The 25935-nt window shown below is 68.8% G+C and carries 18 protein-coding genes and 6 pseudogenes; 14 read left to right on the top strand and 10 right to left on the bottom strand.

Annotated features, from left to right (window positions below):
• Nucleotides 1–7 precede the first annotated feature (7 nt).
• Nucleotides 8–1678 (top strand): sensor histidine kinase, encoded by a 1671-nt coding sequence (locus ACZ6C6_RS12565; protein WP_469201914.1) that lies wholly within the window; start codon nucleotides 8–10, stop codon nucleotides 1676–1678.
• Here ACZ6C6_RS12565 and ACZ6C6_RS12560 read toward each other — a convergent pair.
• A complete protein-coding gene (locus ACZ6C6_RS12560; RefSeq protein ID WP_469201912.1) occupies nucleotides 1627–2343 on the bottom strand; it encodes a response regulator transcription factor in 717 nt (238 codons plus the stop codon). The two genes, ACZ6C6_RS12565 and ACZ6C6_RS12560, sit on opposite strands and share 52 nt — an antisense overlap.
• Nucleotides 2344–2480: 137 nt before the next feature.
• Between ACZ6C6_RS12560 and ACZ6C6_RS12555 the strand changes: the two are divergent.
• Nucleotides 2481–2703: pseudogene (locus ACZ6C6_RS12555) on the top strand (hypothetical protein); the annotation flags it as partial.
• Between the two features lie 396 nt (nucleotides 2704–3099).
• Here the strand turns inward: ACZ6C6_RS12555 and ACZ6C6_RS12550 are convergent.
• Nucleotides 3100–3321 carry a hypothetical protein gene (locus tag ACZ6C6_RS12550; protein WP_469201910.1) on the bottom strand — a complete coding sequence of 74 codons (222 nt, stop codon included), beginning with the start codon at nucleotides 3319–3321 and terminating at the stop codon, nucleotides 3100–3102.
• Between the two features lie 162 nt (nucleotides 3322–3483).
• The gene (locus ACZ6C6_RS12545) at nucleotides 3484–4035 is read right to left on the bottom strand and encodes a LysR family substrate-binding domain-containing protein (RefSeq protein WP_469202674.1); all 552 of its coding nucleotides are present in this window, start codon (nucleotides 4033–4035) and stop codon (nucleotides 3484–3486) included.
• A 123-nt stretch (nucleotides 4036–4158) separates the two neighbouring features.
• Between ACZ6C6_RS12545 and ACZ6C6_RS12540 the strand changes: the two are divergent.
• Together ACZ6C6_RS12540 and ACZ6C6_RS12535 are read left to right on the top strand one after the other, a co-directional pair.
• A pseudogene (locus ACZ6C6_RS12540) lies at nucleotides 4159–5528 on the top strand (DNA primase family protein).
• A gap of 150 nt (nucleotides 5529–5678) precedes the next feature.
• Entirely contained in the window at nucleotides 5679–6068 is a 390-nt protein-coding gene (locus tag ACZ6C6_RS12535; protein ID WP_469201908.1) for a DUF6009 family protein, read from the top strand.
• 156 nt (nucleotides 6069–6224) lie between these two features.
• On the opposite strand, the gene ACZ6C6_RS12530 is transcribed toward ACZ6C6_RS12535, so the two are convergent.
• Nucleotides 6225–6614 (bottom strand): hypothetical protein, encoded by a 390-nt coding sequence (locus tag ACZ6C6_RS12530; RefSeq protein WP_469201907.1) that lies wholly within the window; start codon nucleotides 6612–6614, stop codon nucleotides 6225–6227.
• A gap of 298 nt (nucleotides 6615–6912) precedes the next feature.
• On the opposite strand from ACZ6C6_RS12530, the gene ACZ6C6_RS12525 reads away from it, so the two are divergent.
• Complete coding sequence (locus ACZ6C6_RS12525; protein WP_469201905.1) at nucleotides 6913–7191, top strand: hypothetical protein; 279 nt, start codon at nucleotides 6913–6915, stop codon at nucleotides 7189–7191.
• Nucleotides 7192–7594: 403 nt separating this feature from the next.
• Here the strand turns inward: ACZ6C6_RS12525 and ACZ6C6_RS12520 are convergent, their stop codons facing one another.
• The gene (locus ACZ6C6_RS12520; RefSeq protein ID WP_469201903.1) at nucleotides 7595–7888 is read right to left on the bottom strand and encodes a hypothetical protein; all 294 of its coding nucleotides are present in this window, start codon (nucleotides 7886–7888) and stop codon (nucleotides 7595–7597) included.
• Between the two features lie 247 nt (nucleotides 7889–8135).
• Between ACZ6C6_RS12520 and ACZ6C6_RS12515 the strand changes: the two genes are divergently transcribed.
• Together ACZ6C6_RS12515 and ACZ6C6_RS12510 are read left to right on the top strand one after the other, a co-directional pair.
• Nucleotides 8136–8420 (top strand): DUF3027 domain-containing protein, encoded by a 285-nt coding sequence (locus ACZ6C6_RS12515; protein WP_469201901.1) that lies wholly within the window; start codon nucleotides 8136–8138, stop codon nucleotides 8418–8420.
• Nucleotides 8421–8706: 286 nt separating this feature from the next.
• Nucleotides 8707–9708, top strand: a complete 1002-nt coding sequence (locus ACZ6C6_RS12510; RefSeq protein ID WP_469201899.1) for a relaxase domain-containing protein — start codon at nucleotides 8707–8709, stop codon at nucleotides 9706–9708.
• A 3-nt stretch (nucleotides 9709–9711) separates the two neighbouring features.
• On the opposite strand, the pseudogene ACZ6C6_RS12505 reads toward ACZ6C6_RS12510, so the two are convergent.
• Nucleotides 9712–10351: pseudogene (locus ACZ6C6_RS12505) on the bottom strand (HNH endonuclease family protein).
• 614 nt (nucleotides 10352–10965) lie between these two features.
• Between ACZ6C6_RS12505 and ACZ6C6_RS12500 the strand changes: the two are divergent.
• From ACZ6C6_RS12500 to ACZ6C6_RS12485, 4 genes are all read left to right on the top strand, one after another.
• Entirely contained in the window at nucleotides 10966–12564 is a 1599-nt protein-coding gene (locus tag ACZ6C6_RS12500) for a caspase family protein (RefSeq protein WP_469201897.1), read from the top strand.
• A complete protein-coding gene (locus ACZ6C6_RS12495; RefSeq protein WP_469201895.1) occupies nucleotides 12561–12947 on the top strand; it encodes an effector-associated constant component EACC1 in 387 nt (128 codons plus the stop codon). The genes ACZ6C6_RS12500 and ACZ6C6_RS12495 overlap by 4 nt, the downstream gene beginning before the upstream one ends.
• A 493-nt stretch (nucleotides 12948–13440) precedes the next feature.
• Nucleotides 13441–13596, top strand: a complete 156-nt coding sequence (locus ACZ6C6_RS12490) for a hypothetical protein (protein WP_469201893.1) — start codon at nucleotides 13441–13443, stop codon at nucleotides 13594–13596.
• The gene (locus ACZ6C6_RS12485; protein WP_469201891.1) at nucleotides 13593–14444 is read left to right on the top strand and encodes a sigma-70 family RNA polymerase sigma factor; all 852 of its coding nucleotides are present in this window, start codon (nucleotides 13593–13595) and stop codon (nucleotides 14442–14444) included. Before ACZ6C6_RS12490 ends, ACZ6C6_RS12485 begins: the two co-directional genes overlap by 4 nt.
• Before the next feature lie 207 nt (nucleotides 14445–14651).
• On the opposite strand, the gene ACZ6C6_RS12480 is transcribed toward ACZ6C6_RS12485, so the two are convergent.
• Nucleotides 14652–17186, bottom strand: a complete 2535-nt coding sequence (locus ACZ6C6_RS12480) for a tetratricopeptide repeat protein (protein ID WP_469201889.1) — start codon at nucleotides 17184–17186, stop codon at nucleotides 14652–14654.
• Nucleotides 17187–18075: 889 nt separating this feature from the next.
• Nucleotides 18076–19760, bottom strand: a pseudogene (locus ACZ6C6_RS12475) (helicase associated domain-containing protein); the annotation flags it as partial.
• Between the two features lie 97 nt (nucleotides 19761–19857).
• Between ACZ6C6_RS12475 and ACZ6C6_RS12470 the strand changes: the two are divergent.
• Nucleotides 19858–20157: pseudogene (locus ACZ6C6_RS12470) on the top strand (SpoIIE family protein phosphatase); the annotation flags it as partial.
• A 262-nt stretch (nucleotides 20158–20419) separates the two neighbouring features.
• On the opposite strand, the gene ACZ6C6_RS12465 reads toward ACZ6C6_RS12470, so the two are convergent.
• A complete protein-coding gene (locus ACZ6C6_RS12465; RefSeq protein ID WP_469201887.1) occupies nucleotides 20420–21181 on the bottom strand; it encodes an SDR family oxidoreductase in 762 nt (253 codons plus the stop codon).
• Between the two features lie 189 nt (nucleotides 21182–21370).
• Between ACZ6C6_RS12465 and ACZ6C6_RS12460 the strand changes: the two genes are divergently transcribed.
• Together ACZ6C6_RS12460 and ACZ6C6_RS12455 are read left to right on the top strand one after the other, a co-directional pair.
• Nucleotides 21371–22243 (top strand): helix-turn-helix transcriptional regulator, encoded by an 873-nt coding sequence (locus ACZ6C6_RS12460; protein ID WP_469201882.1) that lies wholly within the window; start codon nucleotides 21371–21373, stop codon nucleotides 22241–22243.
• Between the two features lie 16 nt (nucleotides 22244–22259).
• A pseudogene (locus ACZ6C6_RS12455) lies at nucleotides 22260–22404 on the top strand (IS3 family transposase); the annotation flags it as partial.
• 720 nt (nucleotides 22405–23124) lie between these two features.
• Here ACZ6C6_RS12455 and ACZ6C6_RS12450 read toward each other — a convergent pair.
• The gene (locus tag ACZ6C6_RS12450) at nucleotides 23125–25821 is read right to left on the bottom strand and encodes a helicase associated domain-containing protein (RefSeq protein ID WP_469201879.1); all 2697 of its coding nucleotides are present in this window, start codon (nucleotides 25819–25821) and stop codon (nucleotides 23125–23127) included.
• Nucleotides 25822–25935 lie beyond the last annotated feature (114 nt).

Genomic DNA, 25935 nt, shown 5'->3' with positions numbered 1-25935 from the left:
GGGCAGGGTGAGCTTCCGGATCAGGGCCCTCGGCCTGCTGATGCTGATCGCGATGACCGCCACCGTGGCTACCGCCTGGCTGACCCTGCGCCAGGCCAACCGCCAGGTGCGCGAAACCGTCACTGCCGGACAGCAGGACACCGCACGGATCGCCGGGGAGCTGCGCGGGTACGGCCTGGCGCACGCCACCTGGGACGGGCTCGCGCCGACGGTGGCGGCGCTCGCGAAGGAGACCGGGCAGCGTATCCGGGTGGTCACGGAGGCCGATGCGCTGCTCGCCGACTCCGACACTCTGGCCGGCCGCTCACCGCGCACGGTGAGCCGCCGGCCGCCGGTGCTGGTCGACGCCCGTCCCACGCTGCGGCTCGTCGCCGGACAGGTGCGGCGGGCCTCTATGAAGCAGACCGCGTCCGCCGTCGCCGCCTACCGTTCGTACGCCGCCGACGCGGCCTGCCTGACCCGCGCGGGGGCCGAGACCGTCACCGGGACCGGTGCCTTCGGTGTGCCGACGGTGCGTGCGGAACACAGGCCCGCCCAGTGCCCGAAGCCCACGGACGCGTACGACCCGCTGACCTCCCGGGACCTTGACGCACTGCGGCCGTGCGAGTCCGACGAACGGTTCCCCGACTGCTTGCAGCGGGTCTTCGACGAGCGTGTCGCCTCCGAGGCCCCGCCCCGCCTCGAAGTCGGGCTCGGCTTCCGAGACGAGTCGCCGCCCACCCTGGCCACCGCGCCCATCGCGGCCGTCGCGGCGGGCGTGACCCTCGTCGTCATCCTGGGCGGGCTGCTGCTGAGCAGGGCCGTCCTGCGCCCCGTACGAGCCCTGACGCACGCCGCGAAGAGGCTGGGGGAAGGCGACCTGGGGCGACGGGTGCCCGCGTCAGGACGGGACGAGATCGCGCAGCTCGGCGGGGCCTTCAACCGCATGGCCGACTCGCTCCAGGCGAGCGAGGAGCACCAGCGCCGCCTCACCAGCGACATCGCGCACGAGCTGCGCACCCCACTAGCCAATCTGCGGGGCTATCTGGAGGCCCTGCGCGACGGGGTCCTCGAACCGACCCCCGAACTCCTCGAATCCCTCCACGAGGAGGCGCTGTTGCAGCAGCGGATCGTGGACGACCTGCGGGACCTCGCGCTGGCCGAGGCGGGCGCGCTGGCCTACCACCGCAGCGACGTAGATCTTCGCGAGCTCCTGGAGACGAGCCACCGCGCCTACATCCCCCAGGCCGGGGCCGCCGGTCTCGTGATGGCCCTGGAGGCGCCGCGTCCGGTGTACGCACGGGCCGACCCGGACCGGCTGCGCCAAGTCGTCGGCAACCTCGTCCGTAACGCGCTGCGCGCCACCGCCCCGGGGGGAACCGTGACCCTGGCCCTCCTCGGAGACGGCGACAGGGCCGTCCTGGAGGTACGCGACACGGGCACGGGGATAGCGGCCGAGGACCTGCCGCGGCTCTTCGACCGCTTCTGGCGGGCGGACGAATCGCGGAACCGGGCCACCGGAGGCACCGGTCTCGGCCTTTCGATCGCCCGCCAGATCGTCGCCGACCACGGGGGCGCCATCGAGGTGCGCAGCACGTTCGGGGAGGGGACGACGTTCGCGGTCGCCCTTCCCCGGGCACGGGGAGGTCAACCCCCGGCAGGGGGTGACGCGGAGACGGGACCGTCCGTGAGCCGGTAGCCCCTCCCGTACACCGTCTCCACCGGGCTGCCGTCCGGGCCCGTCCCCAGCTTCCGCCGCATGTTCATCACATGAGCGTCGACGGTCCTCTCCAACACGTCCCGGTCGAAACCGAAGACCCGCTCGATGATCTGGGCACGGGTGAAGACCCGGCCCGGCTCCCGCGCGAGCGTCTCCAGGATCGCGAACTCCTTCGCTGTCAGCTCCACCGGCCGGCCCGCCACCCGGACCTCGAACCGCGCGGTGTCGAGCTCCACCTCGCCGACCCGCAGCACGGCGGGCCCGTCGCCCCCGCCGGACCTTCCCGAGCGGCGCAACAGCGCTCGGACCCGGGCGGCCAGCTCACGCGGGCTGTACGGCTTGGTGAGGTAGTCGTCGGCGCCGAGGTCGAGGCCGAGGAGCATGTCCTCCTCGGCCACCCGTGCGGTGAGCAGCAGGATCGGCACATCGGACTCGGTGCGCAGGATGCGGCACACGTCGAGGCCGTCGACCAGGGGGAGCATCACGTCGAGGACGATGAGGTCGGGCCGGGCCGAGCGCGCCCGTTCCAGCGCCGCCCGTCCGTCCGCGACCACATGGACCGCGTGTCCTTCTCTTTCGAGATAGACCCGGATCAGACGGGACTGCTTCGTATCGTCCTCGGCGACCAGAATGCGAGCGCTCACGTTCCCCCTCCACGGCCTCCTGCCGGTGCTCGAACGGTAGTACAGAATGACCGTGCGCATCCGGTACGGAGGGAGGGTCCCGGATACGCGGACGGGCGCCGGAAGACCGCGAGGTCTTCCGGCGCCCGTCCTGGTGCGTGTGCTGTCGTGCGGGGTGCCCGGGTCAGGCGCGGCTGGAAGAACTCTCCTTGCGAATCGCACACCGCTTCTCCCGCCTCGAGCCTAGACGCCGGATACGGGACTACGTGCGAGGACTGCTCGGGCCCGTGGGGCACAAGAACTCCTGGCAGCTGGCCGAGTTCGCCGGGCATCCCACCCCTGACGGTCTCCCAGCACCTCTTGGCGAAGAGCCGCTGGGAGGCCCGGCGTTGTACCCGTCGCCGAAGCCCGGCACCTGTCCGGCGCCGCTCCCACGCCCGGCAGTACCCCGGCTGCCGGGGGAACCCGTGGCGCACCGCACGCGGCCGCCGCCGGGGCTGAGTGGTGGCCTCCACCACCCGACCGGTGCACGGGGGGGAGTGGAGACCACGGTAGAGCGCATCGGGTGGTCCACTCGGTGCGCTCCACTCGGTGGGCAGTGCGGGACATCCCGGCATCCGGAGCGCCCGGTGAGGGACATCAGGCGCCCCGGTGCACCCGACGACGATGCGGCGCACTGAGCCATCGTCAACTTGAAATAGCAGGTCAAAGGGCTGGTGCGGCCGGTCCTCGGGGTACTTGTGCCGGTCGTGAGCGGAGCCCACTGAGAAGATCAAGTCAGCGGTCGACTTCGAGGCTCGTCAGGACGAGCAGGGCCCGCAGGAGGCGAGTGGCGCGGGCGGGGTCGGTGCGGAGCTTGGTGAGGATCCGCCAGTTCTTGAGGTGGGCGAAGCCGTGCTCGATTGGTGCGCGTCCGACGGCAAGGACCACGTGCAGAGCTGCTTCGTCCAGCGTGTTCCCGCATGCCAGGCCGGTGCCGGCCCCCACTGCGTCACCCACCCACCCCGCCGCCCCGCAGAACAGCCCGGGCCCCCGAGCGCCGTCACCGCGGGGCAGCTCCTGCCCGGCATCGCGGGGAGTGAACCCTGTTCTGTCACGACCTCAGCACAGGGGAACGGTGCCGGGCCCTGACCGACCCCTACGGCGACGCCGCTCCAGAAATCACGGGCTCTCCGGTCGCAGCGCGGTGATCAGTTCGAGGAGGCGGGTCACCGTCGGGTCGGCGTCGAAGCGGTGGATTGCGTAGACGGAGGTGTCCAGGTGGCCGGTCCCGCCGCGCAGGGGAAGGAGGGCGACGCCGGCGCTGGTCAGGTGCCGCAGCCCCACCGGGACCAGGCTGACGCACAGGTCGGCGGCGACCCAGCGGAACAGGCCGGTGAGGTCGTCGGCGGTGGCTACCTCTCGTGGAGTGAACCCGGCTTGCCGACAGGCGGTGTGGACTTGCTCGGCGAGGATGGGGAGGGAAGCCGGGTCGGGCAGTACGAAGTCTTCCCAGGCCAATTCCGCCAGCTCGATCCCGTCGACGGAGTCGGCGAGGCGGTGGTCGTGGTGGACGGCGGCGGCGATGGGCTCAAAGGTGATGACCCGGCTGACGAGATCGTCGGCGAGTCGGCGCGGATCCCGCACGAGCCCGAGGTCGAGGGTGCCGACGCGGACCCGGTCGGCGACGCCCGCCGACGAGCCGTGCTGTAGGTGTACGCGCAGTCCTCTCACGTCGATCAAGAACTTCCTCATCGCCGAGGCGAAAAAGACACCACGGGGCAAGCTCCGGCGCCGTATTGCCCGGCTGATGAGTGAGGACGCGGCCTACCGCAAGCTGAGAGGGTTTCCGCCGCGCTGGGTACTGGTCGTCCGGCCCAGCAGTCGGAGGCCCCGTACGCGGCCCTCGACTCGAGTGTCCTGCCGGATGCGCTGACCGACCATGGGAACGCGAAGCTGTTCGCCCGCCTCTACGCCGATCAGTTCCGCTATGTGGTCGGCATGGGCTGGCACTCGTGGGACGCCGGGACATTGCTGCGCATCGCAGGCGCTCGGAGTCGACGGCCGGTGTGAAGGCCATGCTCTTCCAGGCTCAGGCGGCCCCTGGCATGCGCCTGGACCCTCAGGTTCTGGACGGCGACATCTACGCTCTGTGCACGCCGGGCGGGGTCGTGGACCTGCGTACGGGGAAGCTCAGCGACCCGAACCCGCTGAGCGACATGCCTCGCGCGCGACCCAGGTCGCCCCCAGGACCGGGACGATCCCGCGGTGGCAGCGGTTCCTCGGCCAGATCTTCGGCGAGGACGAGAGGGACGAGCGGGCCTGGAGACCACTACCTTCCTGCACCTGCTGCTCGGTTACTCCATCACCGGTGACGTCGGCGCCCAGGTCCTGCCCTTCCTCTACGGCACGGGGCCAACGGCAAGTCGGTCCTGCTCGAAGTCATCCCCCAGATCCTCGGCGACTACGCGAACGCCGCCCCGCCAGGCTTCCTGATGGAGAAGGGGAAGTTCGCCGAGCACAGCACGGAGCTCACCGAACTGCACGGCCGATGGATCGTGGTGTGCAGCGAGCTGAAACAGAACGACAAGTTCAACGAGTCGAGGGTCAAGTTCCTGACCGGCGGCGACCGCATCACCGCTCGCCGCATGCGGCAGGACTTCATGACCTTCGCCCCGCCGCACAAGCTGTGGCTGCTGGGCAACCACCGTCCCGAAGTCGGCACCGGCGGGCACGCGTTCTGGCGCCGTATCCGCCTCATCGCCTCCGAGCGCACCGTCCCGAACGAGCTGAAGATCGACAACCTCGCAGCCCAGCTCGTCCAGGACGAGGGCTCCGGCATCCTGCAGTGGTTGGTCGACGGCGCCCGCCGCCACCTCAGCGCCCGCGACCCGCTGACCGGCCCCGGCTCCGTACGCATGGCGACTGCCGCGTACGAGACGACTGAGGTCCACATCGGCCGCTTCCTCACCGAACGCTGCACCCGCGGCACCGACGGCCGCCCTAACCCGGATCTGCGGGTCGAGCAGAAACTGCTCTACGAGGTCTACGGTCGTTGGTGCTCGGAGGAGATGATCCGCCCCTCCACGAGCCGGGCCTTCGCCGCCCGCATCCGCCAGGAACTCGGCCTGTCCTCACCGGCGGACATGATCAAGAACAATGCGGCCAAGCTCTACCCCGGCCTCGCTCTCCTTCCTGAGGACAACGACGGGGAGGGAACACCGTGATGCCGAGGACTGGCAGCCCGAGGCCGCGGGAAGAACGACAGCACGATGGAGTGCGCCTTCCACAGCATCTTCGCTCGTCTCACCAACGGCGGGCAGTATGAACGCAGCATCTGCCGGCGGGCACCGGGCCGCAGACCACCAGGAGGCGACATGAGCGCGATGCCACGGGAAGGCGATCTCGCCCAGGAAGCCGAAATCGTCTGGCTGGAAGGCATCGAGGACCTCGACTACGTCCGCCAGGCCCCCGACAAGGTCACCACCCGCCGGGGCAAGCCCCGCTACGAACGCGACGGGCGGCTCGTCGGCTACACCAACCTCGTCCCGAAGGCGCGGGCGTTGCCGGACGGCGGCCTGTTCGTCCGCCGTACGTTCTTCCTCCTGCCGCACGACCGCCCCAACCAGCCCGGCGACCCGGACGGCCCGTACGCGGTCGGCTCTCCCCTGGAAGCCGTCGATCCCCGCACCGTCGACGTGGGTAAGCCTGGTGCCAAAACGCCCCGCTCGCAGGCCACCGCAGAGATACAGACAGCTTCCTCCTGAGCCGGAGTCGTGGCTCCCGACGCATCGTTCCGTCATGCGGGGACGATCCGATACGGCGCTAACTTCCGCCGGTGCAGGCTGATCTTCGGATCTGTCCGGATCGGCTCCCTGCCCCGACCACAGGCGGCAGCGGTCTGACGGGCCCGCCACGGCGGTCTATACCGCCATCTCCTCGGGAGAACGACGGGTGATCTTCTTGCCCGCTTCGGTCTCCACCAAGATCGCCGCACCGATCCAGTTGTCGCCATCCGGGTATTCCCAGTTGGCCGCATCTTCGAGGACCGCTTGAAGCTGACCGCGAGGCACCAACTCCCCAGGCTGGAAGCCCTTCTCCCCTGACGGCGACGTCCACGGGGCGACTCGACGAACCTCGATCCATCCACGATCGATGAGAGTGAGCAAGATCCCTGCCAGCTCATTCACAGGCCGGGACTGATCGGCATCGTCGAGGTCTCCCCAGACACCAGCCAGGATGTCGATCTCATACGAATTGACCATGAACGCTTCCTCGGACTTGGTCAATGCCTGCCACTCACGCTCGCTCATTCACCGATCATCGCAGGACACCCCGGTGATCGTTTCCGGTCAGAGCACTAGGAAGCCCCCCCCCGGGGTACCGAGCCAGGGGGCGAGGCACGGTCCAGGGAAGAGTGGGCCCCGGGGGCGTCGGCTTGTGTCGTGTCGACAAGAAGGGCTCAGACTGTAGGACCTGATAACCCGTTGACTCAGCCGACTGCACCCGGCAGCATGGGTTTCAGCACAAAGCGCTTGAGCGCTAGAACCCCCTCCTCTGGCCTAGGTCGTCCGACTCCCGGGCGGCCGGTCTAGGTCACAGGAGGATCAAATGAATACAGCGGGTAACAGCAACCAGTTCCAGCCGGAGCGCCAGGAAGCTCCTTGCGATGCGAGTAGCGCCAACGTACGCAAGGAGTTGGAACATGTGAGGCCGGAGTATTCCGGCCATCCACAGTCACCATGTAATGAACGACCCATACGTGTGCAGCGTTGGCTGCCGGTCTTTCAGATCTCGTATTATGTTGCCAGTTTTATTTATTTGATCCTTTGTTTCCTTGGCTTTGATGATATCGCGGCAGAATTTCTGATGGAGTATCTCTCTAAGTGATCGCAGCCCCGTCTCGACGTTGTCTGTCGAGGCGGGGCTGTTTCGCTGTCAGGCCCCGGTGGGCCTCGTTGCGCCATTCCACGGGCAAGCCCCCAGCGGCCTGTCAGCGGATCAGTGATCTCCCCTTCCGTGCTTCGCGCCCTAAGGCTGAATCCCGGCGGCCCGTGACCTAGGGCTGCGGATCAGGCTCGCGCTGCTCCGCGCCACCCGCGACATCGGCGACGAGATCCGCGACAACATCCAGCGCGGACTGGCTGCGGCGTCCGTCAGTATCCGGGTCGACAACGCCCCGCCCCTCCACCCGCAGAGCCACGGTGGCTCGTCGGGGTGCGGACGAAGCGGCGAAGCGATGACTTACTGCACTGAGAGCCGTGAGAAACGGTCATCCTCGCCACGACCACCCTTACAGCGCCGTGAGGATGTCGTGGGTACCGATGCGGTGCCAGACGATGTGCTGCTCGCCCGGGACTATCGGCGTCCCATAGGACCAGGTCGCGCGCCCGTCTCCGTCCCAGGCGAGCTCGAAGACGCCGGGCACGCGGCGTACGCCCTTGAAGCGGAGGCCGGCGCGGAAGCGTCCTCCGGCGCGCAGGTCCTCGATGAAGGCCGCCACGGTCTGGCGGAACTTGCGGCGCTGGTCCGGGGTGAGGCGGTTCAGGTCGGTGGTGAAGCGCGGCAGGGTCTCGTACGTGGGCACGGTGAACCTCCAGGACGCACGAAGCCCCCGGCCGGAGTCGGCCGGGGGCGGTGGTGGCTGTTCGTGTTGAAGGGCGTCGATGACGCGATGCACTCAGCGGTGGTGGATGGGGCGCGTTGGTTGTCCTGTGCGAGTGATTCCTGCGAAACGCTGGGCCGGTGGCCTGCGACTCGCAGGAATCACCTGGCGGTCGGTGCGGACTCCGTGCAGATTGGCCTTGCGAATTCGACGGGAGGGCGAGGAGCGGATGGAACCAGGCGGGCTGCGGGCAGACGGCAAGGGTGGAGACGGCGACGACGTTCACGAGCGCTGGTTGAGGCTGCTCAACCGTTCCGCTGGGGATCCTGGCTACCGAGATGAGTGGTTCGACGAGCAGTGCGGCGGATGCAGGTTCTGGGTCGCGCTGAGCGGCGAGCTGGGCCTGGACTGGGGAGCGTGCGCCTGCGCCGGCTCGCCGTTCGACGGGCAGGTGCGTTTCGAGCATGACGGCTGCGAGCGCTTCGCCGTCCGAGCCGACGGCACGTTCGGCTGAGGTCGTTCCGGGGTCAGACGCTTCGCAAGGTTCCGGCGGACTACGAAACGTGTCTCGCAACCTGATCCGGAACTCGCAGGGTTCACCTACACAGGACAGGTGGCGCTGGATGGCGTCGTTCGGGCCGTGGTGTGCGTGCTGCCGGAGAGCGATGACATGCGCGTTCGGCCTCGGCCGCTTCCCGCCCAGCGGGCCCCGGTGAAGAGAGTTCGGCTGCTGTTCCCGCCTGGCGGGACGTCCCGCTGGCAGCCTTTTCTTGCAGGTAGGGCCGTGTGGCGTGGTCTCCATGACAGTGGATATCAGGGTGATCCGGGCCGGTCAGATGTACCGCTACTACCTGCGCGAGACCGTCGTCGGCGACGGCCGGCGCCCGGCTCGCACATCTCTGCGCGTCGCCCAGGAGCAAGCCGGGGTCCCGGTCGGGCGATGGATGGGACGGGGACTTGCCGTGCTCGGACTGGCGCCGGGTGAGGAGGTCACCGAGGCGCAGCTGCGGAACCTGTTCGGCGAGCGGGGCCGGCACCCGGACGCGGACCGGATCGAGGCCGACCGGCTTGCCAAGGGGCACTCCCCGAAGGAGGCGTTCAAAGCCGGCGCTCTCGGCCGCCGGGTGATGGTCACGGGCGTGGACTTCGTGTTCCGGCCGCAGCCGACGATCTACCTCCTGTGGGCGTTCGGGGATGAGGAGACGCGGCGGGTGATCGAGGCCGCGCACGAGCGGGCGATCGAGCGGGTGCTGGAGTGGATCGAGGACGAGGTGGCGGTCGAGACGAGCAACTGGCGGGTCTACGACGGCCAGACCCTGAACGCCCCGCGCGCGACCTCGCTGCGCGGAGCATGCTCCTGCGGATGGCGCGGCACCACCCTGCACCCCATCGACTGGCAGCAGGTCGCCGCCGAGGGCCCGGAGTGGTACGACACCAGCGGGCCGCACGCGGACTGGAAGCAGCACATGACGGACGTTGAGCACCGCAGCGTCCCGGTCCCCGAAGACGTCTCAGATCTCCATACCCGCCTGCTGGAGCGCCTGGACGTCCTGGCCGTCGACGCGCCCTTGGCCGCTCTCCGGCTCGTCGCCCTCCTGGAGTCCTCGATCGCCGAGGCCGGCGCGGTCGCCGCGTATGCGGCCCGGGGCGACGACCAGTCCTGGGAGACGATCGCCACGAGCCTCGGCCTCACTGAGTCCGAGGCCCGTACGCGGCTCCACCGCTACGCACGCAGCTACTTACCGAGACGCCGTTCATCTGGGCGGCGTGCAGGGGCAGTCTCTGGTCCCAGGCCTATGTGAGGGTCAGCGGGCGAGGGTGACGTGGACGGGCCGGTTCGGGCAGGAAGCGGTGCCCTGAACGAGGGTGTTGTGTTCGCTGTCGTCGATGGTGAGTTGCCAGCGGAGCTTGGTGGCGATCCAGTCGGTGAGGTACTGGCAGTGGTAGGGCTCGTACGGAGGCATCCACTGGGCCGGGTCCTGGTCGGCCTTCGATCTGTTCGTTGCGGCGGTGACCGCGATCAGGGAGCGGTCCCTCGAGGTCGTTCGCGTACGCCTCACGCTCGGCCGGCGTCCAGCTGGAGGCGCCGGAGTCCCAGCTTTCGGCGAGCGGCACGAGGTGGTCGATGTCCAGGGCGCCGGGGGAGTCGACGTAGGTGTTGCTGTACGGGCTGTACCACTGCCCGCCGGACAGCTTGCACCGCGCACCCTGCTCCGGAGCGACGACCGCCTCGGCCAGGAGGACCTCGTTGCGGGTGTTGCAGCCGTCCTTGTCCGCATCTACCTAGTGCTTGAACTTGCTCCGCTCGTAGCCGGTGCGGCTCTCGTCCGCGACGGGCAGCGCCTGCAGGGCGTCGGCCAGGGGCAGGGTCAGGACGCTGCCCTTCTCGCCCAGGGCAAGGCCCACGGCCCCGGCCCTCGGTGGCGGGGCCGCACGTCGGTCCATGGGTCCTCCGAGTGCCGTATCGGCCAGGGCATGAGCATGCCCGTTTCTGTCCGCGGTAGGTCGACGACAGGGGAGTTATCGAGAGCCAGGAGAAGCCAATCGGGCCAGCCGACGGTGTGGGCGGCCTCGGCGGCGATGCCGCCTGCTGTTCCACCAGCAGACGCGGACCTGACTTCGGCACGACCGATGTGAACGCCGAGCCCCGCCGCGATTCTCGACGCTTTGCTGCCTACCGCGCACGAGCTCGCAGACCGACCCCCTCTCCTCGGCCGGGCTGGGTGGCGGTAGCGCTCGTAGCAGGAACAGGGTCTGTAGCATGCGTGACGGGGATAGTGCATCAGTATCTGCGGCACTCGGCCTGCCAACTAGCTCATGGGGGACGGTACTTGGCTACGGATATATATCGTCGGCGCCTGCTTTCTGAGGTCGCTGCGTTGGCGACTGTCTACCTTCACGACGTTGGCTCGGGAGCCGCTTCTGTCTGGTGCAGCGGGACCCTCGTGGCACCCGGCTTGATTCTCACTTCAGCCGACGTACTACGGCCTCATGTCGCTGATCATGCGGACCGGCTCGTGGGTGTTTCGGGTCCTGGGTTCAAGGGCAGAGCGCCTGTGTTGGCCAGCATTGAGGACTGGTCGCCCGACAACGTCTTTGCGCTGCTACGAGTGACCGATCCAACGGCGTTCGGGCACCACTGTGCTTGGCTCAGCGACACTCCGTGGCCTTTTGGCAGTGGAGAATGCTTCCATCTCGGGTTTATGGCCTGGAAGGGAGACGCCTCCCTCCGTGAGACCTTAATCGATGCCATCGCCGGGTTCGGCACGGAAATGAGGCTGATGGGCACTGGGGAGGCGACGATGCCCGAGACCCTTGCTGGCGGACCCGTCGTTGCTTCTGATATCGGCGCAGTAGTGGGAATGATCGTACCGGCGCTACGAGGCCGGGATATGGCCGTTCCGATCACGGCATTACGGAGGCACGGCACGGTCTATCGGGATCTGATTGCCGCGCATGACCGGCTGCACGGGAGTCGCCGGCCCGCTGATCAAGGTCCCGATTGGTGTGACGTCCAGCAGGAATTTTTCCATGATTCGGATCGTGACCACGATTGGTCGCCGGTCGATCGACGGGCTGCACTTGGTCTCCTGGCCGACCTTCCTCACCCTGCGAACGGTTCAGTTGTCAGCGACCTCATCGATACAGTGGCGTTCGACTGGAGGATGTTCCCGTCAGAGGAAGGGGAGTTGTTGTGCTGGCGCGATGGGCACGGCGTACTGGCCAGACGCAGGGCCCCTGCGGCGGCTATCCTGCAGTATTTGGCCCTGATCGCTGAGTTGCTCATCAGCGATGGAGTGGACGCGGGACGCCTCTACTCGTGGGTGTGTGACAGGCGTGAACACCTTAGCCCGTTTGAGCGACGGCAGGTGTCACTGCCCGCTCCTCGTCGGTCCCCGATGGCCTGCTGGGCCTCAGGGGGCGCTGTCCTTGTCGGCGTCGGCAGCTACGCTCATCTCTCCGACGTCCCGTCGATTCAGAATAATCTCGATGATCTTCAGCAGGTCCTGCGGTCAACAGAGTTCGGGATCTGCGAGGAGAATCTGCGCGTCATCCGTGACCCACACGACCGCGAGTCCATCCATGAAGCGATTGAGGAGGTGGCTACCAGTATCGGTCCCGCCGGAGCCTTTCTCTTCTACTATGCGGGACACGGGCGCTCGCATCCCTCGAGCGGACAATTCCTGCTCTCGCTGGCGGGCACAAGGGGAGACAAGCCGTACTCGTACTGGAGCTTCGACGATTTGCGGCACAGTCTCCGGGAGATTCCTGTAGCTCAGAGACTCGTCATCCTGGACAGTTGCTACAGCGGCTCCGCGCTGGACCATCTCTCGGGGTTCCCGGCTTCGTCCGTGGCAGTCCCCGGGTCCTACGTCATGACCTCGTCCGGCGCCACGCAACCGTCGCTGGTCCCGGCGGGTGCACGCCACACCGCGTTCACCGGGCTCGTCCTGGCTGCGCTGCGCGACGGGGTTCCGGGCGCAGGGCCTGTCCTCTCCGCGGACACTCTCTATGAGGCTGTGCAGGCAGAGTGCCGCGCGCGCCAGCTACCGCTCCCCGCTCGCCAAATCCGGAATGACGGCGCCCGGATTCCCCTGTGCCACAACCCTGCGTATCTGTCCGCCGTGCCGACCGACCACCCTCATGAGGAGCTATGAGCCATCACGTCATACTGACCAGCGGTATGGGAGAAGGCCTTCCCGATGGTCTACGACTCTTCCTCCTGCGAGACCCGGGCCTGCAGGGCTTGGCCACCGCTCGCTGGCAGCCCGCCGCGCCCCCTCGCCCCAACGAACTGGGTCAGGCCCTCGATATCCTTACGCTGGCTATTACTGGAACGCTGGCACTGCCCGCGGCCGTTGAGACAGTCCGCCGCTGGTGCACTTCGACCAGTGCAACCGAGACGTCCGTCACTATGACCGTCGGCGACGTGTCTGTCACCGTCACAGGTGGCACGACCGAGACGGAGGCAGCAGCTGCCGCAGCAGCGCTCGACGCAGCACTACGAGCGCAAGGGCATGTCCCAGAGAATCGCTCTTGAGGACCTGCGAGTTGGCCGCCCTGCCGTGCGTGGTCCAACTCGGCATTCAGCACCGCACGAGGACCGGGCAGGCTGGTGCGACGAGCATAGAAGGCGGTCCGGGAGACCTTCATCAGCCGGTGCCGCTTCTTCAGCGCCCAGAACGCGTTCTCGTATGCCTGCCGTAGCCGTACGCGGAGGCGCTCCTCCTTTGTGGCATAGGCCACTTCGCAGCTTTGCTCTCTTTGCGCAAACTTATGTAGGGGTGGGTTCAGGAGAGAGGCTTGCTGTTGGTGAGGCTGGCGCTCGGTGGCGCGAGGTGGCTATTGCCGCTGCGTAAGCAGTTGGGAACACCTGTATGTCACCAAGGTTTCGCTCTCGGTGACATTCTTCGGGTTGCCACTGCACACCGGCGCGTTACGCGTCGTCGTTGTGATGAAGGCGCACTCCGGCGCACTCCCGGGCACACACACCAGCCGCAGCCCGGACCTTCACAGGAGAGGGGCCAACGTCTGTGACGACCCAACTCGCAAGTGACCTGATCATCCTCGCCCTGACGGCCCGCGTCTTCGGCGCCGACGCCATCGCCCTGCTCCGCCGCCTGGCCGCCGCGGGCGTACGCGCTGGCGTCAGCGAGATGACCCGCCACGAGCGTGAGGGCGGCCGGTGACCAAGAACCGCACCCGCGACACCTCCGGCGCTCCCTCCATGACCTCGTCCGCCCGCCCGGACCTGTCCTTCACGGCGTTTCACCGCATGAACCGGCCCAGCTACGTCCGCTTCGCCGAGACCTACCTCCACCACCGCCAGGACGCCGAAGAAGCCATCGACAGCACCTTCGAGCACCTGCTGCGCACCTGGGACCAGGTCCTGCTCTCGGAGAACCCCGCCGCCTACGCCTGGACTGTGATGCGCAACAAGGTCATCGACCTTGTCCGCGCCCGCACGCGTCGCCCCCCGCTGATCGACGAGGCGGCCTTCGACACCGTCGCCCTGCGCGACGCCATCGACCCCATGGGCCAGATTACCGAATCCCTGGCCCTCTTCCGCGCCCTGCGCCAGCTCACCGACCGGCAGCGGGACGTCATGGTGATGACTTACCTCCAGGGCATGAAAGCCCCCGAGGTCGCCGACGTACTGGGCATGAGCAGTGCCACCGTCCGCTCGCCGCCGGAGCCGGCGACCCCGCCTCCTCCTACTGCCTCTACCTCCACCACCGCGCCCTCGGCGAACACGCCCCCGCCCGCTGGTGGCACGAACAGGCAGAACTCCTGCAGAACACACCCTCCACCGACGCCCCCCTTACCCCGGCCGAAACCGCCGCCGAGGCGGAACCCGACGTCGTCCCCCGCGCGGTCACCGCAGCACTCAAGGATGTATCCGCCACAGACGCGGACCTCCTGCGCATCCTCGGCGCCCTCAAGACCAGTCGCACTCCCGTACCGGCCGCCGTCGGAGCCATCATCGACTACGCCCCCGCCGCAGTCGGCTACGTCGACGACTTCGAGCTCCCACTGACCGACCCCGACTTCACCGACCACATCCGCACCCTCATCGCCACCGACAACGCCCCCGCCCGCATCCGCAACCGGCTCCAACCGCGCCCCAAGGTGTCGCGACCTCTGATCGCTGCCGCCCACCGACCCAACACGTGGGCATGGGGATGAACAAGGCGCGCCGGAACTGCCCGGCGAGGACGTCAATCGCGGTCTGACCCGGCGGTGGTCAACGGTCACGGCCGCCGAAAGCGTTCTCGAGTAGAGCGGTGGCTTCAGCGCTACGTCCGGCGTTTGTGTAGGAGTCGGCGAGGTTGTGGCGGGCGGTGAGGGTGTCGGGGTGGTTGGGGCCGAGGATTCGTGCGCGGTCGGCGAGGACGCTTTCGTATAGAGCGGTGGCTTCGGTGATGCGTCCGACGTCTGTGTAGGAGGTGGCGAGGCTGTGGCGGGCACGCAGGGTGTCGGGGTGGTCGGGTCCCAGGAGCCGTTCGTAGTCGGCGAGGACGCCCTCTTGGAGCGTGGTGGCTTCGGTGGTGCGTCCGGCGTCGGCGTAGGAGATGGCGAGGTTGAGGCGGGCACGGAGGGTGTCGGGGTGGTCGGGTCCCAGGAGCCGTTCGTAGTCGGCGAGGACGCCCTCTTCGAGGGTGGTGGCTTCGGTGGTGCGTCCGGCGTCTGTGTAGGAGATGGCGAGGTTGGCGCGGGCGTTGATGGTGTCGGGGTGGTCGGGTCCCAGGAGCCGTTCGAAGTCGGCGAGGACGCCCTCTTGGAGCGTGGTCGCCTCGCTGGTACGTCCCGCGTGCGCATAGGAAATGGCGAGGTTGTGGCGGGCGTTGATGGTGTCGGGGTGGTCGGGTCCCAGGAGTCGTTCGCGGTCGGCGAGGACCCCTTCTTGGAGAGTTATGGCCTCCGCGGTGCGTCCGGCCTCCGCATAAGAGGCAGCGAGGTGGCTGCGGGCGGTGAGGGTGTGGGGGTGGTCGCGTCTCAGAAGGCGTTCGCGGTCGGCGAGGACCTGTTCGTGTAGAACGGTTGCCTCCCCCGTGCGTCCGGCGTGCGTGTAGGAGATGGCGAGGCTGTGGCGGGCGTTGATGGTGTCGGGGTGGTCGGGTCCCAGGAGTCGTTCGCGGTCGGCGAGGACCCCTTCCTTGGGGGCGGTGGCTTCCGCGGTGCGCCCAGCGTCCGTGTAGGAGATAGCGAGGTTGTGGCGGGTGCTGATGGTGTCGGGGTGGTCGGGTCCCAGGAGTCGTTCGCGGTCGGCGAGGACCCCTTCCTTGAGGGCGGTGGCTTCCGCGGTGCGCCCGGCCTCCGCATAGGAGATGGCGAGGCTGTGGCGGGCGGTGATGGTGTCGGGGTGGTGGGATCCCAGGAGTCGTTCGCTGTCGGCGAGGATGCCCTCTTGGAGGGTTACGGCCTTCGTGGTGCGTCCGGCCTCCGCGTAGGAGATGGCGAGGTTGTGGCGGGCCCTGAGGGTGTCGGGGTGGTCAGGTCCAAGTACCTGCTCGCTAGTAGTGGCGAGCCGTTCCGCATACGTGACGGTCGCGGCTATGAGGCCCGCATCGTGCAGGCTGGCGCAGACGCGGGACAAGAGCCCGTGACCGTCTGGCTGCCAGAGGTGGTCTCCGGTGTGCTGCTGGAGGTGCTCGGCGTTGGCACGCAGGGCTGCGGCTAGATCAGGCGCGACCTGGTCGACGCTGGGCCAGATGTCCAGAAGAGCTTTGGCGGTCGTGCGTGCGAGGTGGGGCAGGGTTTCTTCGGGTGTGTTTTCGCGTACGGCGCGGGCGGTGAGTGCGTGGACGCGGACGGTGTTGGGGTGTTGGCTGCGGTCGCTGCTGATCAGCGCGTAGCGGTGCAGGACCCGCAGCACCGCGTCGGCCTGTTCCGCACTGACCGGTTCACGGCTTTCATCGGCGGCCATGCTGCTGTCGGAGGGCTCGGACTGTTGGCCGAGGTAGGCGAGGACGGTGGGTGTGTTCCATAGCTCGTGGGGGTGTCCTGCCGGGCCGAGCAGCGCGGCGAGTCGCAGCACTGGTCGGGCGAGGCCGGCGGGATGGGTGCGCTGGGCTGCGTCCAGGGAGAGCAGGAGCGTGGCCGCGACCTGCTGCCCGTAACCCTCTGCGTCAGCGCCCTCGGGCAGCAACTGGTCCAGGCGCCGGTCATGGTCTTTGAAAAGGGCCAGGTACTCGGTGACGGTGATGTCCTGGTTGAGCATGTACGCCGCGGCATGGCCCAGGGCCAGCGGCAGGTACCCGAGCGCGACGGCGAGGTCCTCGACGCTGTCGGACAGGAGATGCGCTGCGCCGTCGTCGGTGAGCCGCCCGTGAAGGTAAGCGGCGGCCTCGCCCGGGGTGTAGACATCGACCGGAACGCGGCGGCGCCCATTCCCTGTGAGAGTGGCGTCGTGCAGTCGGGTGGAAGCCAGCACCCACCCTGTGCCCGTCCTGCTCGCCGGCCACCATGGCGCCATCGCGGCTGGGTCGGTGATGTCGTCCAGCACGACGAGCCATCGCCGGTCGGTGGTCGCCAGCCATGACAAGAACGCCTGAGCGTCGTCCTCGGGGTCCTCGCCGCTTGCTCCGGGGGCTGAGACGAGGCGCGCGGCCTGCGCATAACGGGTGATGACCTGCTTGGTATCGGCCGCATGCGCCCACAGGACGAGATCGGTTCCGTCGCGGAGAGCTTCGCTCGCGTACTTGGCTGCGATCTGCGACTTGCCCACGCCGCCGCCGCCGGAGAGGACCTGCGTCAGCACCGCCGATTCACCGGCCATCCGCGCAGTGTCGATCTGTTCACGCAACCCCACACGCGGCTGGAACGCGGTCGCGAGCGCAGGAATCCCACCGATCTCCACCGGCCAGGACACGTCCTTCGCCGGGGCCGGCAGAAAGTACTGTCGGTTGTCGACGACCTGGCTGTTATCACCGATCGCGTTGTGCGAGACGTCGCCCCCTGCTCCCACACCCCCGCCCCCGACGATTACCTGCCCGGGCCCGCCAGGATCCGGCCGGGATGCAGAGAGGGCGTTCGGGGCGGCCGTTGCCGCAGGCACGCCATCCTTGTTTCGGCGGCGTGGCCACAGGGGGGTCATCGGCGTTCGCTGTCGTCGCCGAGGGTGTTGTCACGCACATCCCCGCCGGCCGCGAGCCCGTCACGCCCCGCACGGACATCCCCGCCACCCGCAGACTGTGCCCCGGGGGTGCTCGACGGCCCCACCACAAGGGAACGGTCCCCGATCGCATTCCCGGCCACGTTCCCGCCAGCAGCGATCCCCCCGCGGCCCGCACGCACCCGACGGCCAACCGGGGAGCTCCCCCCTCCCGGGGAACGGACGAGGGCCACCACGGCCACGACGAAGCCGGCGAGCCCGACAACAGCACCAGTCACACTCGCGGTCCGGTCAGCCATGTCAGGGTTCACCAGCAGCGCCACAATCAGCCCCGCCGACACCGCCCCAGCCACTACAGCGACCACCCAGACGACAACCCGTGTCGTTCCCGAAACTGCCATAGCCCCGCCCCTGATTCCGTCCAACGCCCCTTCACTGAAAGGGGATACAACGATACGCCGAGCGGTCAGAGTCAGCCCAGCATCGAGGCCCCTTCCCGCCCGTGTCTGCGGCAGCGAACCCCGGTCCTCGCCAGGCGTACCCGGCCCACCGTTCAGGTCGCCGCCCAGTCGAGCCCCAGGTCGGCCAGGGCGGCGCGCTGTTCCGGGGTGAGCTTGTCCCGCCTCGCCTTGGTGTTGGAGAGCCATACCCCCAGTTTCACCGTCACCGTCTCGGAGTCGACCACGACGTCCACCACCGCCCCGCGCGGTACGGGCCGCTGCCCTTCCTCCAACCACTGCTCCAGGGCTGCCAGGCCGCGCTGGAACGCGGCCTGGGCCTTGCTCCCGGGCTTCTTCGGGCCTTTGAGCGCGGCGGCCAGCCCGGGACGGAGCTCCGCCGGGGCCGCGGCCGCGACGGGGAGGGTCGCGCCCCGCACGCCCAGCGCCTCCAGCCGCGCGCGCTGCTCGGGCAGGAGCTGGGCCCAGGTGCCGGGTTCCTGCTGGCGCCACCGCCAGGTGCCGATGTCGTCGCCCTCGAACGTGACGCCGGGTGCGATGTAGGGCAGGACGCCGTCGGCGTCGACCAGGTCGGCGAGCACCCGGTAGTGCCGCTGCCAGTTCAGAGACCAGGGGCAGTTCCAGTCCTTGTCGATCGCGGCGAGCTGCGCCGCCCGCTCCGTAGCCCGGTCAGGGTCCTTACCGAGGCCGCTCTTGCCGCCCTTGCGGCGGAGGTTGGCCATGATCTGGCCGATGGGGACGGCCCCGGGGCCGGTGGGGTCGTCCCAAACGGCGTCCTGCCGGGGTGCGAGGTGGCCGGTGGCGCGCCGGTAGGAGCGGAGCGCGGCGAGTTTGTTCTCCCACGCGTCCTCGCCGGGCTCTCAGAGCATCCCGGCTTCCGGCGCGTCCAGCAGCACCTTGCGCCGGTCCTCCAGCTCCCCGGCCCGCAGCGCCTTCCGCTGCTGGTGCACCCCCCGCCCCAGCGGGAAGTCCTTCGTGACGCCGACCTCGACCTCGGTGTCGTACGGGACGGCGAAGACGCCGGTGATCTCGTTCTCTGCCCGCCAGCGGATCAGGGCTTGGTAGCCCTCCAGCCACACCAGGGATTCCGGGCGGTAGACGCGGGTCCGCAGGAATGCGGAGATGGTGGCTGCGTCTCGGGGGCTGGAGAAGTGCAGCAACGCTGACTCGGCTGCCGCGTCAGTGCTGCCGCCATCGTGCTCCTGGCCCTCGCCGTCGACGTCGCTCTCGCCCCCGGCGCCGACGATCCGTCCGTCCTCGTCGCGCTGGACGTGGATCTGCCGCTGGCCGCTGGTGAGGGCGCGGGAGGCGAGCTGCTCGACGAGGTGGGCGTCGTGCGAGCGCAGGCCCTGGAGCACAGCGACCAGTCCGGCATACGAAGAAGAGGCGACCATGGCCTTCGGATCCTCCTCGGGCTCTAGGAACACCGGGACGATGATCCGGGCCACCTTGGTGGAGCCGTCGCGGTTCAACCTGAGCGCTCGGCCGATGTTCTGCACGATCTCCACCTGGGAGCCGCGGGTGTCGGCGAAGCAGATCGAGTCGACTCCCCGTGTGCCGGTGATGTCGACCCCCTCACCGAGGACGCGGCAGCTGGCGAGGAAGGCGCGGTGGACCCGGTGGCCGGTGGCGTCGATACCGTTGGCGAACTGCCGCAGCACTTCACGCCGCTCGGTGACGAGGTGGTCGCCGCACAGCCACGCCGACCAGACCCGGTCTGGGGTACGTGGCGGCCGGCCTCCAGCGGAGACGTCCAGGGCAAGGGGCTGAACGCCGCCACACGGCCGCCACTGTCCTGGCCGCCTTCCGCGAGAGCGCCCCGGTCTCCTCCCGTCTGGAGACGGTCGGTCTGAAGATGTCCTGCGCCCTGGCCCGCAGTGGCACCGAGGACCGGTTCGTCACCGCGGTCCTCGCCGAAACTGACCGACGACGGCACCTTGACCCTCGTCAACTACGGCCATACCGCACCACTGGTGCTGCCCGCACCCGGCGGAGTGACGGAAGCGGCCCCCGACCACCCCGGCATGCCCCTCGGCCTGGGCGCACTGCGCAACATCAGGCCCGGTCGGTACGGCCGCACCCTCGCCCCCGGGGATCGGATGCTCTTCCGCACCGACGGCCTTGACGAGGCTCGCGATACCGCCGGGCGATTCTACCCCCTGGCCACCCGCACCGGCCTCCTCAGGACCGGCACCCTGGCCACCGGATGGAACAGCTCCGTACCGACGTGCACCGGCACCCCGCACCGGCCGCCCGGGCGGACGACTCCGCGCTGCTCCTGCTCGAATCCACCGGAGCACCCCGCTTCTCAGCCGACGTGCGGCCCGGGCCGCTACCCGCAGCCGCCCGGCAGGGATGCGAGAAATGCGTCGTCGTCGACTGTCCGATACGTCCTAGCGGCAATGAGTGAGGAGGCCGTCGATCGGGAGGGGAGGGGTGTCAGCCTTGGCGGCTTGGGAGCATGGCCAGAGCTCGGGATCGCTGTGCGACGAGCTCGTCGTAGGTGCCGTGGCGCTCGGCCCAGCGGTGCACGAGGACGCCCTTCACGAGGATTTCGTGGGGGGTGGGGTCCTGCGAGAGCAGGTGCATGACCTCGGTGGCGAAGTCGTTGAGCGGCAGCGCGTGCGGGTTCACCTTTTCCTGTCCTGCCGTGGCGACGGCCGGGGGGACGAGCTCGACGACGCCAACACCGGTGCCGTCGAGTTGCGCGCGCAGTGCCTCGGAGTAGGCGTGCACCGCGGCCTTCGAGGCGGCGTAGCTGGGCATGGGCGGGAACGGCAGGAAAGCGATGCCGGAGGTGACGGTCATGAAGGTGCCGGTACCCCGCCGGACCAGATGGGGGGTGAAGGCGTCGACGACTCGGATCGTGCCGAGCAGGTTGGTGTCGATCGTCGTCGCTGCCGCCTCGAAGTGCGCGGGGTCGCGCAGGTCCTCCAGCAGCATGACTCCCGACATGGTCACCACGGTGTCCAGCTCGGGGTACCGGGCGAGCGCGGCGTCACGGGCAGCTGCGACGGAAGCACTGTCGGTGACGTCGATGCTGATCGTGCCGAAGTCTTCTCCGGCAAGTTCCGAGAGTGCCTTAGGGCTGCGACCGCCAACGGCCACGGTGCTGCCTGCCGCAGCGAACCGCCGGGCCAGCTCTCGCCCGATACCCGAGGTTCCGCCGACGATGAGAACGGTGCGGTTGGAGAGATCCATGAGGTCTTCCCTTCAGTCCAGGGCGCCGCCGGCGTTCAGGCCCGCGGCGCAGGCCGGGCGGCTCTCTGTCTCGTTCAGAACAGTGCTATCGCAGTCTTGACGGCATTCGCCGGGTGTGGCAGGGCCCCCGTCTTCCCTGGTCCTGCCAGGGCCCCCTCTGGGACACGCGCACCGCGTTACGGTGTCGGTATGAAGGAAGAGGAATCCGGCAACCGGCTCGGCAGCTACCTTCGCGCCAGGCGTGAGCTGGTCTCCCCGGCGCAGGCAGGACTCCCGCCCGGGGGCAGCCGCCGCGTGCCCGGCCTGCGCCGTGAGGAAGTCGCCCTGCTCGCCGGAATCAGTCCCGACTACTACCTTCGCCTGGAACGGGGCCGTGACAAGAACCCCTCACCACAGGTCCTTGAATCACTCGCGCGGGTCCTGCAGCTCGACGGCATCGAGCGGACGTACCTGCTCGGCCTCGCGGCGGCACGCCCCAGGGCGCCGCGGCGCAAGCGGCCCGAGCACGTACCGGCGCGCGTACGCGAACTGCTCGCCCACCTTCATATCCCCGCGTTCGTCGAAGGGCGCGCGTTCGATGTCCTGGCCTCCAACCCCATGGCGGTCGCGCTCTCCCCCCGCCTGCAGCCCGGCCAGAATCGGCTTCGTTCTCTCCTCCTTGATCCTGAGGAACAAGCCTTCCACCAGGACTGGACGAAAGCCACCGCCGATTTCATCGCCGCCCTTCGCACCACCATCGGGGACGACACCGACAACCCCCGGTTCACCGAACTCGTCGGAGAACTCGCACTGTCCAGTCAGCGGTTCCGTACCCTGTGGGCCCGCCATGACGTCCGCAGTCTCGAGGGAGGCACGACCACCGTCCACCACCCCGTTGTCGGTGAACTACGGCTCCACCGCGACAAACTCGCCATCGGCGACGTCATCCTCGTCGTCTACTACCCCGACAAGGACAGCGACAGCGACGAGAAACTGCAGCTCCTTGCCGTACTCTCACACACCGAGTCCGTCGGTACTGCACACGACAGACCGGCGGACGCCCCGCGCCCGAAGACACGCTGACGACTACCGTGTCTGCGGGGCCAGGAAGGTCTGGCGTGAGCTGCACCGCCAAGGCCACATCGTGGCCCGGTGCACGGTCGAACGCCCCATGCGCGAGCTTGGCGTCACCGGTGCCCGTCCGCGGAAAGAAGATCATCACCACGATCCCGGACAGCTCAGCCTGGTCGGCGTCCGCGTCCAGGAGCCACCTGCCGTGCCGGATGCACACCCGGGATCAGAGCGGCATGTACCGCACTACCGGTAGGTCTGCCCCCCTGCGCCGCGCCGTGCACAGACGGCAGCCGTACGCCACCGGTCCGGCGGCCGCACCTCCGATCCGCCCCACCGCCGCCGGAGCCCCGTCCTGTTTGGCGGGCAGCCTGGCATCCTCCAGATTCCAGGACGGCAATCCCCGTGCCAGCACGTGTTCGTCGACGCCGCACAGCTGGGCCAGCAGCCGCCTGCCCCCGGCGTTCAGCAGCACTTCGGCATCGGCCCGAGGAGCCCCGCCCTCATGTCTGGGCTGCTGGCTGCGCCACTTCCAGCCGGGCCGCAGCGACGCTGTCTCCAGCCCGTAGGAGGCGGCGACACGGCCGATCAATGAGGCCGTGGTCTCCTGCGCCAGGGGAGCAGTACGAAGAATTCCAGCAGGAGAGGGACGACCTTCTGGGATGCCAGGAACACGGATCATGTCGGGCCTCAGGCTTTCCTGTTGGCATATGCGTTGCGTGCGGACTGCAGCAGCGGGCAGCGCCCGCCCTCCCGGTCGAGGACGCAGGATCGGCTGGTGAGCACCCGCAACCACCAAGATCGTTTTTGCACAATTGTGCAAGTGGGCTGGGCCCCGGGTTTTGGCGCTGGACGACTTTTCCGCGTGGAGGTACATACGGCATGCCGGTCTTCTACCGTGCCCAGGCCATGCCGAGGTCGGAGAGTGCGGCGAGCTGTCCGGCATCCAGCCGATCGCGTCGGGCGCGGGTGTTGGAGAGCCATACGCCGAGCCGGATGGGTACCGGCTCCTTCTGTCCGTCGACGGTGATCTCGACGACGGCTCCGCGGGGGACGGGCCGCTGTCCTTCCTGCTCCCTCCACTGGGCCAGGGCGGTGAGGCCGCGCTGGAACGCCTGCTGCGCTTTGCTTCCCGCCTTCCTTGGCCCTGGCCCCTTTGTTGTGCGGGGTGCCGTCGGGTCGGGAGACGGGGCCTCGGGGCCCTTAATGCCGAGCTTGGTGAGCCGGTCGCGTTGTTCGGGCGTCAGCTGCGCCCAGGTGGCCGGCTGCTTCTGCTGCTGGAGCCACCGTCCGATGTCGTCGCCCTCGAAGACGACACCTGGTTCGATGGTCGGCAGGTGGCCGTCGGCGTCGACGAGGTCGGCGAGTACGCGGTAGTGCCGCTGCCAGTCCAGCGGCCAAGGGCAGTTCCAGTCCTTGTCGATCGCGGCGAGCTGCGCCGCCCGCTTCGCGGCCCGGTCGGGGTCCTTGCCGAGCCCGTTTTTCGTGCCCTTGCGGCGGAGGTTGGCCATGATCTGGCCGATGGCCACGGTCCCGGAGCCGGCCGGGTCGTCCCAGACCGCGTCCTGCCGGGGCGCGAGGTGTCCGGTGGCGAGCCGGTAGGAGCGGAGCGCGGCGAGCTTGGCCTCCCAGGCTTCCTCGCCGGGCTCCCAGACCATCCCGGCCTCCGGCGCGTCGAGGAGTTCCTTGCGGTGAGGATCGAGCTCCCCGGCCCGCCGGGATTTTCGCTGTTGGTGCACCCAGCGACCAAGGGGGAACGACTTCGTCACGCCGACTTCGGCCTCGACGTCGTAGGGAACGGCGTGCACGCCGGTGATGTCGTTCTCTGCCCGCCAGCGGATCAGGGCTTGGTAGCCCTCCAGCCACACCAGCGACTCCGGCCGGTAGACCCGGGTCCGCAGGAACGCCGCGACCGTCGCCGCGTCGCGGGGGGTGGAGAAGTGCAGCAACGCGGACTCGGCGGCGGCTTCAACGCCGTCGCCGTGCTCCTGGTCCTCACTGTCGGCGTCGCCGGCCCCGACGATCCGCCCCTCTTCGTCACGCCGGACGTGCACCTTGCGCGTGCCGCTCGTGAGCGCCCGGGAGGCCAGCTGGTCGACGAGGTGGGCGTCGTGCGAGCGCAAGCCCTGGAGGACGGCTACAAGGGGGCGGAAGCTGGCAGAGGCGACCATGTCGGTGGGGTCCTCGCCGGGCTCCAGGAAGATCGGGACGATGATCCTGGCGACCTTGGTGGAGCCGTCGCGGTTGAGGCGGAGGGCCCGGCCGATGTTCTGGACGATCTCGACCTGGGAGCCGCGGGTATCGGCGAAGCAGATCGAGTCGACTCCCCGTTCGCCGGTGATGTCGACGCCTTCGCCGAGGACGCGGCAGCTGGCGAGGAAGGCGCGGTGGGCCCGGTGCCCGGTGGCGTCGATGCCGTTGGCGAACTGACGCAGCACTTCACGCCGCTCGGTGATGAGGTGGTCGCCGCACAGCCATGCCGACCAGACCCGGTCCGGGGGTACGTGGCGGCCGGCCTCCAGCTCGTAGAACTCCGCGTCGATCGAGGACGCGGGGAGCTTGTCGGCGGCGGCCAGATCGGCGTCGGAGGCATCGTTGAGGTACAGCTCGGCTGCGGTCTGCGGGAGCTTGTCCGCGAACGCTTTGGCTTCTTCGACCTTCTGGTGGAAGGTCATGACGGTGCGGAGGTTGTATGCGGCGGCGTGCTCCAGGAGCGCGGTCTGCAACAAGGCGAGGCGCCGGCCGCGCCGCGCTTCTTCCGTCTCGCCGACGGCGGGGGAGGGGTCGCGGATTTCCAGGACGTCGATCTCGAACCCCGCAAGGATTTCGCGCTCGATGGCCTCCGACAGTCCGAGCTCGGCGAGCCAGGCGCCGTAGGTGCCCTCCGGGTCGTCCGACATCGTCGCGATCTCCACCTCCTGACCGTCCGCGCCCTTCTGCGGCCGGGGTGCGGCGAGGATGCGCGGGGTCGCGGTGAGGTAGAGCCGGAAGTCCGCCGGGATTCGGTGGTTGTCGTGGATCGCCGCCCACGGACGGCCCAGGTCGCCCGCGGTTGAGTGGGCCTCGTCCACGATCGCGAGGCCGAATCCGTCCATGCGCTGCCCATACAGGCGCTCCCCGCCTGCCAGGGCAGCCTCCAGCGGTCCGCGGACCTTGCGCTGGGCCTCCTCGGGTGCATCGATGTCCTCGCGGTCCACGAGAGAGGCGTACGTGGCGAACACGACCACGGGCCCGCGCCCGGCCCACAGGGCGAGCTGGACCGGGTTCGTCGTCGTCCGCACCCCGAGCGCGCCCAGCACCGGGTCGTTGTCCAGCGAGCACACCGCGACCATCGGCGCCCGGTGGCCCACCGCCCGCCACGCCTGGGCGGTCTGGGCGAGCAGGTCCAGAGTCGGCACGGTCACGAGAATCCGTCCGCCCGCGAACGACTCCAGCGCGCACGTGGCGGCCGTGATCGTCTTGCCCGACCCGGTCGCGGACACCAGTGTGCCCCGCGCCCCCTCGGCGGGAACTGACGATCTTGCAAAGAATTGGACCCATTCTCGGATAGCTGTTTTCTGGGTCACCTGATGTTCCCGGAGACTGATCACAGCATTCGATCCTTTCCTTTTCTGATGGTTGGCATTTGGTTTTCAGTGGTCGGTGTTTTGTTTTCAGTGCTGGGTTATGCCTGGTGGTGGTGGGTTGGTTGGTCGTTTGCTGAA

It is taken from the genome of Streptomyces sp. NPDC041814, assembly GCF_055590565.1.
The sequence above is the reverse complement of the archived record's forward strand: the minus strand, read 5'-3'. Positions and strand labels throughout refer to the sequence as shown.